Origin of the sequence: Actinoplanes sp. CA-252034, assembly GCF_050956125.1 — a bacterium.
Taxonomy (GTDB): Bacteria; Actinomycetota; Actinomycetes; order Mycobacteriales; family Micromonosporaceae; genus Actinoplanes.
Genome location: NZ_CP191846.1, coordinates 1,838,705 through 1,853,984, shown reverse-complemented (window position 1 = coordinate 1,853,984; position 15,280 = coordinate 1,838,705). Strand labels below are relative to the sequence as shown.

The window sequence follows — 15,280 nt, the reverse complement described above, 5'->3', positions numbered from 1 at the left end:
CCCAGAGAGTGGTACGGCTCGCGGTCGAAACTCCCCATACGGGCAGATACGACATCCGCCACACATCACCTGACTCGCTGATGCCGTTACTCAGATCACCCTACGCCGTGACCAGCGACAATCCGGGTCGTTCGGGTCGGCACCCACTGTGGGGCATCCTAGTATGCTGCCTATCTGGTGCGTATGGGACGCTTGTGGGCATGGTTCTCGAAGTGACGCTGATCGACGTCCTCCCGGGCCGGGAGGGCGACTTCGTCGATGCATACGAGCTGGCCCGACCGCTGGTGGCGACCACTCCCGGTTGCCGTTCGGTCCGTCTGCAGCGCGCTGTCGAGTCCCCGCAGAGATTCGTCCTCCTCGCCGAGTGGGACAGTGTCGAAGCCCACGAGAACAACTTCCGCCGCTCGGATCGTCTGGCTCAGTGGCGCGCCCTGATCGGCGGCTCCTTGGCCCAGCCGCCGCTTGCCGAGTACTTCACCGACATCCACAGCCCCCGCCACCACCCGGACCGCGGCTTCTGACAGAAATCACGCTCCTCCGCCCGCCCACAAACCCCACCGACCGCCAAGCCCCCGCCAACGCGCGCCGGGAATCGGGTCCCCGCAACCAGGGCCGCCCCCTGGATGCCTGGGCGTGGGCTGGGGCCGCCCCGTGGATGCCTGGGCGTGGGCCGGGGCCGGACTGGGGCCGGGGCCGGACTGGGGCCAGCCGTCGGGTGTCAGCCACCGAGGCCGGACCTCGGGTCGGGGCGGGGACCGGGCCGGCTGCGGGACCGGTGTCAAACATCGGGTGCTGGCCACCGGACATCAGACGCCGAACGCCGGGGTGCCGGACGCCGATTGCCGAACGCGGGACGCCGAGTGCCGAGTGCCGGACGTTGGGCACCGGGTGCTGGGCGCCGGACGCCTTGAGGAGCTTCGCGGTGAGGCCATCGCTCCCAAGAGTGAGGCCGTCGTCCCCAAGAGTCGTCAAGGTCAGGCGGAGCCGTCCCCCTCTTTCCGCGATCTTGCGCCGGCTCTCCTTGAGGCCAGCCGCTACCTCACGAACGTGACTTCGGACGGTGAGTGACGCATCGGAATCCAAAGGACCGTAGTTGGCCGAGCGGTGCTCCACACGACCGCGGGCCAGCGATGGTCCTGCTCAGCGGTAGCGAGCCCGCTGCCCCATGTCGTCGAAGCCGAGCTTCCGGTAGAGACGGGCCGCCGACGGGTTGTTCACATTGACGGTCAGCCAGGCCTCGGTGGCTCCGGCCGCGGCCATGCGGCGCAGCGATTCCCGGATCAGCGCGCCACCGAGCCCGGTCCCGCGGGCGGCCGGCACTACGCCGACCTGCACGATCCAGCCTTCGGCCGCGGTGACGAACCCGGCGTCACCGTGTCCCGGAAGAGCCGCCATGATCGACCACTGCGGCCGGAAGTCGTCGTCTTCGGTGTTCTCCTCGATCCACTCCTGGGCGCTCGGGTCGGGAAAACCCGGCCGTTCCCGGAACGACGCCGCATACACCGCATGAAATCGTTCAGCGGTCTCCGCCGACCACTCGACGACCTCGGCCCCGTCCGGCCAACCGGCCTCGAACCCGTCCCCCGCCGCAACCTTGATCCGCATGACGTCCTCGCCGAAGATCTGCGCCAGCCCGCGCGAAGCGAAGAGCTCGGCAGCCCCTGCTGTGAATCCTTCGCACTCCACGGTCACCGGCAGGACCTTCGAGCCGACCACACCCGGCGAGCCCGCGACCGGCCCGCCAGCCGACACCTCGTCGGCGGTCGAGGGACCGCCACCGACCAGGTCATGAGCGACGACCCCGGCAGACGCAAGGCCGCCAACAGGCGCAGCGGCAGCCGAAGGACCAGCCGCAGCCAAAAAGTCAACGTCAGGCGCAGCAGCAGCCGCCAGACCACCGGCAGGCGCAGCAGCAGCCGAGGGACCAGCGGCAGCCAAAAAGTCAACAACGCCAGGCGCAGCAGCAGCCGAAAGGCCACCGGCAGCCGAAACGTCAACGCCAGGCGCAGCAGCAGCCGAAAGGCCACCGGCAGCCGAAACGTCAACGCCAGGCGCAGCAGCAGCCGAAAGGCCACCGGCAGCCGAAACGTCAACGCCAGGCGCACCGGCAGCCGAAAGGTCGCCGGCGGTCGCCAGGTCGCCGGCGGTCGCCAGGTCGCCGGCGGTCGCCAGGTCGCCGGCGGCGGCCAAGGCGGCGTCGAGCAGGCTCGATCCGATGCCCCGGCCACGGAACGCGGGATCGACCAGGCCGCTGATCATCGGCCCGCCGGGAGACGGGCGGACCGCGGCAGCCGCGACGAGTGCGCCGTTCTCCCGGACCTCGAAGGCCACAGTGCCGGCGGCGAGCCAGCGGCCGCGCAGGAACCACGGCTCGGTCACCAGAGGCATGCCGCCGTCGGCCGCCCGGCACCGCCGCACGAGGTCCAGCAACTCGTCCTCGGGCAGGGCATCCGCCACCCGCTGCACTCCAGCCGTCATGGCCGCCAGGATAGTGACGCGCCGACCCGCGGACGACCGGTTATTTCACCCCCGCCATGTCCATGCCGCGCAACTCCTTCTTCAGCTCGTGGATCTCGTCGCGGATCCGGGCGGCCAGCTCGAACTGCAGCTCCCGCGCCGCGCCGAGCATCTGGTCGCTGAGGTCCTGGATGAGCTGCGCCAGCTCGGCCCGGGCCATGCCGGCACGGGCCGGTGTAGCGGCCGCCCTGCCCTTGGAACGGCTCTCCGGCACCGACGCCTTGCCCCGGGACATCTGCCGACCGGAGCCGCCGACGACCTCGTCGGTGTCCTCGGCCTCCTTGTAGATGTCGTCGAGGATGTCGTGGATCTTCTTGCGCAGGGCCTGCGGTTGGATGCCGTTGGCCTCGTTGTGGGCGATCTGCTTGGCCCGGCGGCGGTCGGTCTCGTCGATGGCGTCCCGCATCGAGGGCGTGATCTTGTCCGCATACATGTGGACCTCGCCGGAGACGTTACGCGCGGCGCGGCCGATGGTCTGGATGAGCGACCGGCCGCTGCGCAGGAAGCCCTCCTTGTCGGCGTCGAGGATCGCGACCAGCGACACCTCGGGCAGGTCGAGGCCCTCCCGGAGCAGGTTGATGCCGACGAGCACGTCGTAGTCGCCCTTGCGCAGCTCCTTGAGCAGCTCGACGCGGCGCAGCGTGTCGACCTCGGAGTGCAGGTAACGGACGCGGATGCCGTTTTCCAGGAGATAGTCGGTGAGGTCCTCGGCCATCTTCTTGGTGAGGGTGGTGACCAGGACCCGCTCGTCCTTCTCGGTGCGCACCTGGATCTCGTGCATCAGGTCGTCGATCTGGCCCTTGGTGGGCTTGACCACGACCTGCGGGTCGACCAGGCCGGTGGGGCGGATGACCTGCTCGACGAACTCGCCCTGGGCCCGCTCCATCTCCCAGTTGCCCGGGGTGGCGGAGAGGAACACCATCTGGCCGACACGCTCGAGGAACTCGTCGAAGCGCAACGGCCGGTTGTCAGCGGCGCTGGGCAGCCGGAACCCGTGCTCGATCAGGATCCGCTTACGGGACGCGTCGCCCTCATACATGCCGCCGATCTGCGGAATGGTGACGTGTGACTCGTCGATGACGGTGACGAAGTCGTCGGGGAAGTAGTCGAGCAACGTATACGCCGGCTCGCCGAAGGTGCGCCCGTCCATGTGCATCGAATAGTTCTCGATGCCGTTGCAGAAGCCGACCTGCCGCATCATCTCGAGGTCGTAGGTGGTGCGCATGCGCAGCCGCTGGGCCTCCAGGAGCTTGCCCTGCCGCTCGAACTCGGCGAGTCGCTCCTCCAGCTCGGCCTCGATGTCGCGGACCGCCCGCTCCATCCGCTCCGGGCCGGCCCCGTAATGGGTGGCCGGGAAGATGATCAGCTCGTCGACCTCGCGGATCACGTCGCCGGTGAGCGGGTGAAGATAGTAGAGCTTCTCCACCTCGTCGCCGAACAGCTCGATCCGGATGGCGAGCTCCTCGTAGGCCGGGATGATCTCCAGGGTGTCGCCCCGGACCCGGAACGTGCCGCGCTGGAAGGCCATGTCGTTGCGGGTGTACTGAATGTCGACCAGCTTGCGCAGCAGCTTGTCACGATCGACCTCCTCGCCGACCTTGACCCGGGCGGCCATGGCGACATACTCCTGGGGTGTGCCGAGGCCGTAGATGGCGCTGACCGTCGCCACCACGATCGTGTCGCGCCGGGTGAGCAGCGACCTGGTGGCGGAGTGGCGCAGCCGCTCCACCTCCTCGTTGACCGACGAGTCCTTCTCGATGTAGGTGTCGGTCTGCGCGATATACGCCTCTGGCTGGTAGTAGTCGTAATAGCTCACGAAGTATTCGACGGCGTTGTTGGGCAGCAGCTCACGGAACTCCTTGGCCAACTGCGCGCAGAGCGTCTTGTTGGGCGCCAGCACCAGAGCCGGCCGCTGCAGCCGCTCGATGAGCCACGCCGTGGTGGCGCTCTTGCCGGTGCCGGTGGCGCCGAGCAGGACGGTGTGCCGATCGCCGCTGCGGACCCGCCGCTCGAGCTCGTCGATCGCGGCGGGCTGGTCACCCGCAGGCTGGTAGTCGCTGATGACCTCGAACCGGCCGTCGAGTCGTGGGATGTCGAGCGCCATGCCCACCACCGTACGTCGGGGGTATGACAAGTTTCCGCGGCGGCGTGCTCAGGATGCACATTCGGCTGGTGGCCACGGCATTGTCCGCTCGTGGCGGCCCGCCCTAGGCTGAACGGGTAGGCCGCTCGCGGCGGCCGCCGGCCGCCCGGGCCCCCACACGGCCCGGCGCTGCACCACGGTTGGATGCGCCCCGGACGCCCTGGCGAGCGCACCCGAGGTGGGTCACCCGACCCGGTCGCCGCGAGGGCCCTCCACCACGCCGCGAGCCCCCACCAAGCCGCGCGCCCCCACCGACACGCACGGCCCTCACTGAACCGCGAGGCCACCGAAACCGCACGGCCCCCACCGAAACGCACGGCCTTCACCGAACCGCGAGTCCCCGACCGAGGCGCGGCCCCACCGACGCCGAAGGCGAAGGCGAAGGCACAGCTCAGGACGGCTGCCAGCCCGTCGACGAGGCCCAGTCGTCGGCCGCTCGCGCCACGTCGGCCGCTCGCGCCACGTCCGCCCCTCCGGCCGCTTCCGGGACCGCCCGCAGGTAGTCGCGCAGCAGCAGTGCGAACCGCCAGCCCGGCGACCCCACCACACGCAGGTGCAGGTCGACGCGGTAGCCCGGATCAGCGCACCCGTGCAGCCGCTTCGGGAAGGTGCCGCCGGGGCTGCCGGCCCGGTCCGACCACTCCCCGGGACGCGCCGGGAAACCCAGCTCACCGAGGCGGCGAGCCAGGCCGTCGGCCTGGTCCAGGGTGCGCACACCGATCATGAGATCGATGACGTCGCCGGCCGGCGGCCCGGGCACCGCCGTCGGCCCGATGTGCTGAACGTCGAAGCCGTCACCGAGCCCGTACCGGATCCGGGCGATCAGCCGCGCCGCCGCGGGCGCCCACTCCGGGTCGGACTGCACGATCTGCGACTCCGGACTCCGCATCGCGGAACGCCCGGACCGGAGATTCCTCTCGAACTCCACCAGCCGGTCACGCCACAGCTCGTCCACCCGCGCGTGCAGGCGCTCCAGATCGTCCTCGTTCGCCAGCGTCACATCGGCGGCGGCCCGGCGGCTCGCGTCGTCGGTCTGCGCGTCGATCCGCGCGCTCGCCTCCGCCACCGACATGCCACGCAGGTGGGTCAGCCGCTCCAGCCGCACCTCACGGTCGGCCATCACCACGATCACCAGGTGGTACGACGAAGCCAGCCCCGCCTCGACCAGGAGCGGAACGTCGTTGACCACGATCGAGCCGGGCGCTGCCGAGCGGGTCAGCTGGGCGGTCCTCTCCCGTACCCGAGGGTGAATGATCTTCTCGAGGCGCCGCCGGGCCGCCTCGTCGCCGAAGACGCGGGTCCCGAGCGCGGGCCGGTCGAGCGCCCCCTCCGCGGTGAGCACGCCGGCCCCGAACACCTCGACGATCTCGGCGAGACCGTCCGTGCCGGGCTCGACCACCTCGCGGGCCAGCAGATCAGCGTCGATGATCACCGCGCCGCGCTCGGCGAGCCGCCGGGCGACCGCGCTCTTGCCGGCACCGATTCCACCCGTGAGCCCGACTCTCAACATGGGATCAGTATCGCCAGAACCGTGCCGACGGCCGCGCCCGGGCGGCGGCGGTGTGCAGGAAAGGCGAAAGGCCGCCCTGACCGGAGTCGGGGCGGCCTTTCGGTGGTAATACCTACCGCTGGATCAGCTCTTGCCGCCGGCCAGCTTCTCGCGCAGAGCAGCGAGAGCCTCGTCGGTGGCCAGGGTGCCCACGGGCTCCTCGGCGGAGCGCGTCGAGGTCGACGAGCTCGTGGAGGAGGACGAGGACGACGAGGAGGTCACGCCGCCGGCCGGAGCCGGGTTGAGCGCGGCCTCGGCGTCGGCGTCGCGGGACGCCTGCACCTGCTTGGTGTGGGCCTCCCAGCGCTCGCGGGCGTCGGCGTACTGCTTCTCCCACGTCTCGCGCTGCTTGTCGAAGCCCTCGAGCCACTCGCCCGTCTCGGGGTCGAAGCCCTCCGGGTAGATGTAGTTGCCCTCGGCGTCGTACGTCGCGGCCATGCCGTAGAGGGTCGGGTCGAAGTGCTCCTCGCCCTCGACGAAGCCCTCGTTGGCCTGCTTGAGCGACAGCGAGATCCGGCGGCGCTCCAGGTCGATGTCGATGACCTTGACCAGAACGTCCGAACCCACCTGGACGACCTGCTCGGGCAGCTCGACGTGACGCTCGGCCAGCTCGGAGATGTGCACCAGGCCCTCGATGCCGTCGTCGACGCGGACGAACGCGCCGAACGGAACGAGCTTGGTGACCTTGCCCGGCACGATCTGGTTGATCGCGTGGGTCCGGGCGAACTGACGCCACGGGTCTTCCTGGGTCGCCTTCAGCGACAGCGAGACGCGCTCGCGGTCCAGGTCGACGTCGAGCACCTCGACCTCGACCTCCTGGCCGACCTCGACGACCTCGGAGGGGTGGTCGATGTGCTTCCAGGAGAGCTCGGAGACGTGCACGAGGCCGTCGACGCCACCCAGGTCAACGAAGGCACCGAAGTTGACGATGGAGGACACGACGCCCTTGCGGACCTGGCCCTTCTGCAGCTTGTTGAGGAACTCGGTGCGAACCTCGGACTGCGTCTGCTCGAGCCAGGCGCGGCGGGACAGAACCACGTTGTTGCGGTTCTTGTCCAGCTCGATGATCTTGGCTTCGAGCTCGCGGCCGACGTACGGCTGCAGGTCCCGGACACGACGCATCTCCACCAGCGAAGCGGGGAGGAAGCCACGGAGGCCGATGTCGAGGATGAGGCCACCCTTGACAACCTCGATGACGGAGCCGCGAACGACGCCGTCGTCCTCCTTGATCTTCTCGATGGTGCCCCAAGCGCGCTCGTACTGCGCGCGCTTCTTCGAGAGGATCAGACGACCTTCCTTGTCCTCCTTGGTGAGGACGAGGGCCTCGATGTGGTCACCGACCGACACCACTTCCGCGGGGTCCACGTCATGCTTGATCGACAACTCGCGCGAGGGGATGACACCCTCGGTCTTGTAGCCGATGTCGAGCAGGACCTCGTCCCGATCGACCTTGACGACGGTGCCTTCGACAATGTCGCCGTCGTTGAAGTACTTGATGGTCTCGTCGATGGCTGCGAGGAATGCTTCCTCGGATCCGAGATCGTCGACGGTGACCCGGTTGGCGCTCGAGGTGGCCTCGATGCTGCTCGTCATGTGGACAGTTGCTCCGAACGGATGGATTCGTGGTGTCTCCCGCGCTCCACGGAACTGTCGTCGGAAACGACACGAGCGAGCGAGACGACCAACCCGAGAGCAGTCACATCAACGCAGTCGATCATGCCGAGACCGACGACCACGGAACCTGCTCCCTGCCGAGGCACACGATCCGCGAGCGCATCGACTAGCTTACCGTGCGCATTACCACAGGTTGCAAGCCCTCCTGAGTACCGCGGCACATTGTCGGTCGAGAACCCGTCAGCATGCCCCTTATGAGCCGAATCGGGACGGTCGACACGCCTGCCGTACGGTTGCCGGGTGACCTCGCCCCACTCGTTCGAGACTCCCACCGGCAGCGTGACCGAGACCGAGGCGCGGCGCGCGAACCGCTCCTGGTGGGACCTCGACGCCGACGACTACCAGGACGAACACGGCGCCTTCCTGGGTGACGTCGACTTCGTCTGGTGCCCCGAACGGCTACGGGAGTCCGACGCGCGACTGCTCGGACCCGTACACGGGAAAAAGATTCTGGAATTGGGAGCCGGGGCGGCGGCAGCCAGCCGATGGCTGCGCCGCGAGGGCGCCCACCCGGTCGCCATGGACCTGTCGGCGGGCATGTTGCGGCATGCGCGGGAGGCGGCAGACCGCAGTGGAGTACGCGTTCCGCTCGTCCAGGCCGACGCACTGGCCCTCCCGTTCGCCGACGGGGCGTTCGACATCGTCTGCACAGCGTTCGGCGCCATCCCGTTCGTGGCCGACTCGGGTGCCGCCATGCGCGAGGTGGCGCGGGTGCTGCAGCCCGGCGGCAGCTGGGTGTTCTCGGTCACTCACCCGATGCGGTGGGTCTTCCTCGACGAGCCCGACGAGCGCGGCCTCCTCGCGCGAAACTCCTATTTCGACCGCTCCCCCTATGTCGAACGCGACGAGGACGGCGGCGTCAGCTACCTCGAACAGCACCGCACCCTCGGCGACCGGATCCGCGAGCTGGTGGCGGCCGGCTTCGTCCTGCGCGACCTGGTGGAGCCCGAGTGGCCGGCCGGCCACGACCAGATCTGGGGTCAGTGGAGCCCGCTGCGCGGCCGGCTGTTCCCCGGTACCGCGATCTTCGTGTGCGACCTGCCCAAGGTCTGACCCCTCGCTCGATCCGGCCCGCGCCGCCGCGCCGGCCGGAGCCGTTTCCGGGGCGGCGGGCCGGGTAACCAGCAGTGGTGACCAAAGCGAAGAAAAGCCTTGAAAAGGGCGACAAAGTGAGTTGGCGCAGCCACGGCGAAGACGTCCACGGCACGGTCGAGCAGAAGATCACCGAGCGGACCGAGACCGCCGGGCGAACCGTCGCCGCATCCGCGGAGGAGCCGCAGTACAAGGTGCGCAGCGACAAGACCGGGCGCGAGGCGGTGCACAAGCCCGAGGCGCTGAACCATGGCTGACGTGCATGCCGAGTTCTGGGAGGCGGTCAACATGACGACCTCCGAGCTACGCGAATGGCTGGACTCCGACGAATCGCAGGCGGTCGGGCAGAAACAGTCCTCGGGCGCCGAGTCGGTCGGCCACGACTCGGGCCGCAAGATCGTCCAGATCCTCGGCAAGAAGAAGATCGATCTCACCGACGCCGACGAACGGCACATGCGCAAGGTGATCGGGTACGTCCACCGACACACGGCCCAGCGCCCGGACGGCGACGTGAGCGACAGCCGGTGGCGTCACTCACTGATGAACTGGGGCCACGACCCGCTCAAGTGAGCATGACCCACCCTCTGTTGCCTGCGGGATCGCCGAACCGTCCGGTTCCCTCGCGGCAGGTGGCCGAAGCGCGCGGTCTGCTCACGGAAGGCGGGCGGTGTCGAGGACTCCGGCCAAGCGGGTCAGCTCGCCGGGCACGGCACGGTAGTAGACCCAGGTGCCACGGCGGGCGCCATGGACCAGGCCGGCCTCACGCAGGATCCGCAGGTGGTGCGAGATGGTGGGGCCGGTGAGCGGGAAGGCCTCGCTGAGGTCGCAGACGCAGATCTCCCCGTCGGCGGCGGACACGATCATCGACAGCAGGCGCAGGCGGACCGGATCACCCAGGGCTTTGAACGTGCCGGCGAGGTCGCCCGCCTGACCGGAATCGAGCGGCCCGTGCCCGATGGCGACCGGCTCCCGTACGGACTCCGCCGCCCCCGATCCCTGAACACCGGCAGCCGGCTCGTGACCGGATCCCGCCCCAAGGGCGAGAGACGCGGCCCCTGAACCGGGGACGTGAGAACCGGATCCCGCCCCACGAACGAATGACGCGGCCCCTGGACCGGGGTGAGAACCGGATCCCGCGCCGTGAGCGAGAGACGCAGCCCCTGAACCAGGGACGTGAGAACCGGATCCCGGGCCGTGAGCGTGAGGCGCGGACCCTCGGATGTCGGCCCCCGCTCCTGACTCGTGGGCGTGGGCGGCCGGCTCGCGCCCGGAGGGTGCCGGGTCGTGGGGTGCGTGGGGATTCGCAGCCACTGGTTCGGAGCTGCGCCCGGGCACGTGGGCAACGGCGGATTGCCCGGGTGAGGCCGCGGGTGGCACGTCGGCCGCGGTCGCGGGACGAACCTCAATCGACGTCGATCGGCTCGGCATCGGACCAGGGTGGCAGAAGAGCGCAACCAGCGGCGCGAATGCCACCCGGACGGGTACGCCGACGCTCCCGCCCGTCACCCGCCAGTGCTGATCCCCCGACCGAGCCGAACCAGAGAGCTGCAGGGCCCGGACACGCCGGAGGTTGTAGGGCGAGGCAGGGCCCCACGCAAAAGGCGAAGACCATGCGGGTCAGAGAAGACAGGGCGAGGCGCGCCGAAGGCTGTCGAGGAAGGCAGGGCCCGGACACGCCGACGGCGAGGACCGTGCGGGCCGGAGAAGGCGGGGCGGGCCGGAGAAGGCGGGGCCTTGGGCAGGCCGGCAGCCTACGCCGATCTCGTGGACCTGCGCCGGGCGACGTGGGTCCACGAGATCGGGCGGGCGTGGGCGGCTGCCGGGTGGTGTCAGTGGTCGGCGCCGTTCCAGTCGCGGCCGGCGCCGATGGAGACCTCCAACGGGACCGACAGCGGGTAGGCGCTGCCCATCTCGCGGCGGACCAGCTCCTCGAGGGGCCCCTGCTCGTCGGGGGCGACCTCGAAGACGAGCTCGTCGTGGACCTGCAGGAGCATGCGGGAGGTCAGGCCGGCGTCCTTGAGGGCCTCGTCGACGCGCAGCATCGCGATCTTGATGATGTCGGCGGCGGAGCCCTGGATCGGCGCGTTCAGGGCCATCCGCTCGGCCATCTCGCGGCGCTGACGGTTGTCGCTGCTGAGGTCGGGCAGGTAGCGGCGGCGCCCCAGGATGGTGGCGGTGTAGCCGTCCTTGCCGGCTCGCTGCACCACGGCCTGCAGGTAGTCGCGGACCCCGCCAAAGCGCTCGAAATACTCGGCCATCAGCGTGCGCGCCTCGTCGGTGGAGATGCTCAGCTGGTTGGAGAGACCGAAGGCGCTCAACCCGTACGCCAAGCCGTAGTTCATCGCCTTGATCTTGCGCCGCTGGTCGGGGGTGACCTCGCCCAGCCCGACGTGGAAGACCGACGAGGCGGTGGCCGCGTGGAAGTCGGCGCCCGAGTTGAAGGCGGCGATCAGCGCGTCGTCACCGGACAGGTGCGCCATGATCCGCATCTCGATCTGGCTGTAGTCGGCGGTCATCAGCCGGTCGTAGCCGGGGCCGACCACGAAAGCGCGGCGGATGCGGCGCCCCTCCTCGGTGCGGATCGGAATGTTCTGCAGGTTGGGGTCGGTGGACGAGAGCCGGCCGGTGGCCGCGACCGTCTGGTTGAACGTGGTGTGGATGCGCGTGTCGTCGGAGACCGACTTGAGCAGGCCGTCGACGGTCGACTTGAGCTTGGCGACGTCACGGTGGCGCAGCAGGTGGGCCAGCAGCGGGTCGGCGGTCTGCTCGAACAGGTTGGTCAGGGCATCGGCGTCGGTCGTGTAGCCCGACTTGATCTTCTTCGTCTTGGGGAGGTTGCGCTCGACGAAGAGGATCTCCTGAAGCTGCTTGGGTGAGCCGAGGTTGAACTCCCGGCCGACCACCTCGTGCGCCGCCTGCTGGGCCGATTTCACCTCGGCGGCGAAGTGCGACTCCAGCTCGGAGAGGTAGTCGGTGTCGGCGGCGATGCCCCGCTGCTCCATCTCGGCGAGCACCACGGACAGCGGCTGCTCCACGTCGGCGAGCAGGCGCACCGACTCGCCGCCGTCGCGGGACAGCTCGGCGGTGAGGACCTCGGCCAGGTCGAGGGTGGCCCGGGCCCGGAGCATCACCGCCTTCTCGGCCGTGTCGTCGGGGGCGTCGTCACCCTCGAACGTGAAGGCCATCTGGGCCTCCTGCGGCTCATCGACCTTCAGCTCGCGCTTGAGGTAGCGCAGGGCCAGGTCGGTCAGGTCATACGCCCGCTGGTCGGGTTTGGCGAGGTAGGCGGCGAGGGCGGTGTCGGTGGCGACGCCGGCCAACTGCCAGCCGTGCGCGTGGAAGGCGAGCAGTGCCGGTTTCGCGTCGTGGACCACCTTGGGGCGGGACGGCTCGGCCAGCCAGGCAGCCACGGCACGCTCGTCGTCCTCGTCGAGGCCGGCCGGGTCGAACCAGACGGCCGGGCCGCCCGCGGTGGCCACACCGACGCCGGTGAGCCGGCCGGTGCCGCGCCCGAACGTGCCGGTGACGGCGACGCCGACCGGGTCGGTGCCGGCGTGCTCGCGCAGCCAGGCGGCGACCCCACCGGAGCGCAGAACCTGCCCGGCGAGGTCGAATCCGGCCTCGGCCTCCGGCTCGACGGCCTCCAGGTACGAATACAGCCGCTCTCGCAGGATCCGGAACTCCAGGGCGTCGAACACCCGGTGCACGGCCTCGCGGTCCCAGCCGGGCCAGCGCACGTCCTCCGGGCGCAGCGGCAGCTCCAGGTCGCAGACCAGCGCGTTGAGGTCGTAGTTGCGGATCACCTCGGCCAGGTGGGCGCGCAGGCTGTCACCGACCTTGCCCTTGATCTTGTCGACGTTGGCGATGATGCCGTCGAGGTCGCCATATTCCTTGATCCACTTGGCGGCGGTCTTGTCGCCCACGCCGGGGACGCCGGTCAGGTTGTCACTGGTCTCGCCGACCAACGCGGCCTTCGCACGGTAGAGCTCCGGCCGGACGAAGTATTTGGTCTCGATCGCCTCCGGGGTCATCCGCCACACCTCGGAGACACCGCGCACCGGATAGATGATCGTGGTGTGCTCACCGGCCAACTGGAACGCGTCCCGGTCGCCGGTGGAGATCAGCACCTCCATGCCGCCGGCCCGGGCCTGGGTGGCCAGGGTGGCGATGACGTCGTCGGCCTCGTAGCCGGGTTTCTCCAGAACCGGGATGCGCAGCGCCTCCAGGACCTCCTTGATCAGGCTGACCTGACCCTGGAAGGGCTGCGGGGTCTCCGACCGGCCGGCCTTGTACTCCGCATACTTGTCGGTGCGGAAGGAGTGACGGGAGACGTCGAACGCGACCGCGATGTGGGTCGGCTTCTCGTCACGCAGCATGTTGATGAGCATCGACGTGAAGCCGAACACGGCGTTGGTCGGCTGCCCGGTGGCGGTGCTGAAGTTTTCCACCGGCAGCGCGAAATAGGCCCGGTAGGCCAGCGAATGGCCGTCGAGCAGCAGCAGGCGGGGGGTCTCGGCTTCGTCGCTCACATCCCGGCACTCTAGTCGCCGGGTATGACAATCCCCGGTACGCCGTCCGGGCCGCCGGTTCACCCGCTCAAACGTCAGACGGCTAGCGGAAAGTTACGGATAGGCAACTGTCCTGTTGCAACCGGAGCTTTGAGCTAGCCCCGCGGTCCGCAGGTCATTAGGTTGCCACCATCAGCGTCATGGCAGTGGGGGCCACCCATGCACCCACCGCGCTGGGACAAAGGAGATTTGATGATCCGCCGCAACTTCGCATGGCGCGGTGTCGCCGTGCTGGGTGCCGCTTGCCTTGCTCTGGGCGCGTGCTCGAACGACGGTGACAAGCCTGAGACCGGCTCCTCCTCGGCCCCCGCGGCCACGGGTGGCGACGGCGTGTTCAAGGTCGGCACCCTGCTGCCGCAGACCGGGTCGCTCGCGTTCCTCGGCCCGCCGGAGTTCGCCGGTGTCGACCTGGCCGCCAAGGAGATCAACGCGGCCGGCGGTGTCCTGGGCAAGGACATCGTCGTCACCGACACCGACTCGGGCGACACCACCACCGACATCGCCAGCCAGTCGGTGAACAAGCTGCTCGCCGAGAAGGTCGACGTCATCATCGGCGCCGCCTCCTCGTCGGTGTCTCTCTCCGTGATCGACAAGATCACCGGCGCGGGCGTGGTGCAGATCTCGCCGGCGAACACGTCCGACAAGTTCACCACGTACAACGACAAGGGCCTCTACTACCGGACCGCCCCGCCGGACACGCTCCAGGGCCGCGTCCTCGGTGACCTCGTGGTCGCCGACGGCAACGCGACGGTGGGCCTCCTCGTCCTCCAGGACGCGTACGGCACGGGCCTCGCCAAGAGCGTCCGCTCCGCGGTCGAGAGCGGTGGCGGCCAGGTCGTCGCCGAGGAGATCTACGACCCGAAGGCGGCCGACTTCTCGGCCGAGATCGGCAAGATCAAGCAGGCGAACCCGCAGGCGATCGTGCTGATCGGCTTCGACGAGACCAAGAAGATCGTCCCCAAGCTGGTCGAGGTGGGTCTCACCGCCAAGACCAAGAAGTGGTACCTCGTCGACGGTAACCTGTCGAACTACGGCAAGGAGTTCCCGAACGGGACCTTCGAGGGCGCCAAGGGCACCACCCCGGGCGCCAAGGCCAGCGACGAGTTCCAGAAGAAGCTCCTCGAGGTCGACCCGGCCCTGAAGGACTTCACCTACTCCGCCGAGTCGTACGACGCGGTGGTCCTGGCCGCCCTGGCCGCCGAGGCCGCCAAGAGCGACGCCCCCGGCGACTACAACAAGCAGCTCGCCGCGGTGAGCAAGGGCGGCGAGAAGTGCACCAGCTTCCAGGCCTGCAAGGACGCCCTGGCCGCCGGTAAGGACATCGACTACGACGGCATGAGCGGCCCGATCGAGTGGAACGAGGCCGGCGACCCGGCCGAGGCCACCATCGGCATCTACCAGTACGGCCCCGACAACACCTACAAGAACGTCTCGTACCAGACCGGCAAGATCTGATCTGAGCCACTGGTACACAGCGAGGGCCCGGCCATTCGGCCGGGCCCTCGCCCTTTTGTGGTCCCCGGCACCACACGACGACCCGGCGGCCCGCCACAGCCCGGGCACCCACGGCCGGGCAGCCCGACACCGGCCCCCGCCGCCCGGCACGGCGCACCACCGCCCGGCAGCCCGGCACCGCCCACTGCCGCCGGCACGGCGCGCCACCGCCCAGCAGCCCGGCAGACCGGCACTGCCCGGCCCGGCACGGCGAACAGCACGCATACGGAAGGGCCCCCGGCA

The 15,280-nt window shown here is 69.5% G+C and carries 11 protein-coding genes; 5 read left to right on the top strand and 6 right to left on the bottom strand.

Annotated elements, in window-relative coordinates; all coding sequences use genetic code 11:
* Positions 1 to 200: 200 nt before the first annotated feature.
* A complete protein-coding gene (locus ACQPZW_RS08590) occupies positions 201 to 521 on the top strand; it encodes an antibiotic biosynthesis monooxygenase family protein (RefSeq protein ID WP_433794290.1) in 321 nt (106 codons plus the stop codon).
* A 619-nt stretch (positions 522 to 1,140) separates the two neighbouring features.
* Here ACQPZW_RS08590 and ACQPZW_RS08585 read toward each other — a convergent pair.
* The 4 genes from ACQPZW_RS08585 to rpsA all read right to left on the bottom strand — a co-directional run bounded on the left by ACQPZW_RS08585 (position 1,141) and on the right by rpsA (position 7,802).
* Positions 1,141 to 2,478: a GNAT family N-acetyltransferase gene (locus ACQPZW_RS08585; RefSeq protein ID WP_433794289.1), complete on the bottom strand. Its 1,338-nt coding sequence runs from the start codon at positions 2,476 to 2,478 to the stop codon at positions 1,141 to 1,143.
* A gap of 40 nt (positions 2,479 to 2,518) precedes the next feature.
* Positions 2,519 to 4,621: an excinuclease ABC subunit UvrB gene (gene uvrB, locus ACQPZW_RS08580; protein ID WP_433794288.1), complete on the bottom strand. Its 2,103-nt coding sequence runs from the start codon at positions 4,619 to 4,621 to the stop codon at positions 2,519 to 2,521.
* A 430-nt stretch (positions 4,622 to 5,051) separates the two neighbouring features.
* Positions 5,052 to 6,170 carry a dephospho-CoA kinase gene (gene coaE, locus ACQPZW_RS08575; protein ID WP_433794287.1) on the bottom strand — a complete coding sequence of 373 codons (1,119 nt, stop codon included), beginning with the start codon at positions 6,168 to 6,170 and terminating at the stop codon, positions 5,052 to 5,054.
* Between the two features lie 123 nt (positions 6,171 to 6,293).
* Positions 6,294 to 7,802 (bottom strand): 30S ribosomal protein S1, encoded by a 1,509-nt coding sequence (gene rpsA / locus ACQPZW_RS08570; protein ID WP_433794286.1) that lies wholly within the window; start codon positions 7,800 to 7,802, stop codon positions 6,294 to 6,296.
* A 321-nt stretch (positions 7,803 to 8,123) separates the two neighbouring features.
* Between rpsA and ACQPZW_RS08565 the strand changes: the two genes are divergently transcribed.
* The 3 genes from ACQPZW_RS08565 (at position 8,124) to ACQPZW_RS08555 (ending at position 9,545) form a co-directional block, all read left to right on the top strand.
* Positions 8,124 to 8,936: a class I SAM-dependent methyltransferase gene (locus tag ACQPZW_RS08565; protein ID WP_433794285.1), complete on the top strand. Its 813-nt coding sequence runs from the start codon at positions 8,124 to 8,126 to the stop codon at positions 8,934 to 8,936.
* Positions 8,937 to 9,013: 77 nt separating this feature from the next.
* Entirely contained in the window at positions 9,014 to 9,232 is a 219-nt protein-coding gene (locus ACQPZW_RS08560) for a DUF2945 domain-containing protein (protein ID WP_433794284.1), read from the top strand.
* On the top strand, positions 9,225 to 9,545 hold the full coding sequence (locus ACQPZW_RS08555) for a DUF3140 domain-containing protein (RefSeq protein WP_433794283.1): 321 nt from the start codon (positions 9,225 to 9,227) through the stop codon (positions 9,543 to 9,545). Before ACQPZW_RS08560 ends, ACQPZW_RS08555 begins: the two co-directional genes overlap by 8 nt.
* A gap of 81 nt (positions 9,546 to 9,626) precedes the next feature.
* Here ACQPZW_RS08555 and ACQPZW_RS08550 read toward each other — a convergent pair whose 3' ends face one another.
* Positions 9,627 to 9,932, bottom strand: a complete 306-nt coding sequence (locus ACQPZW_RS08550; RefSeq protein WP_433797474.1) for an ArsR/SmtB family transcription factor — start codon at positions 9,930 to 9,932, stop codon at positions 9,627 to 9,629.
* Between the two features lie 872 nt (positions 9,933 to 10,804).
* Positions 10,805 to 13,504, bottom strand: a complete 2,700-nt coding sequence (gene polA, locus ACQPZW_RS08545) for a DNA polymerase I (RefSeq protein WP_433794282.1) — start codon at positions 13,502 to 13,504, stop codon at positions 10,805 to 10,807.
* Between the two features lie 231 nt (positions 13,505 to 13,735).
* Here polA and ACQPZW_RS08540 point away from each other — a divergent pair, with 231 nt between their 5' ends.
* Entirely contained in the window at positions 13,736 to 14,998 is a 1,263-nt protein-coding gene (locus ACQPZW_RS08540; RefSeq protein ID WP_433794281.1) for an ABC transporter substrate-binding protein, read from the top strand.
* Positions 14,999 to 15,280: the final 282 nt, after the last annotated feature.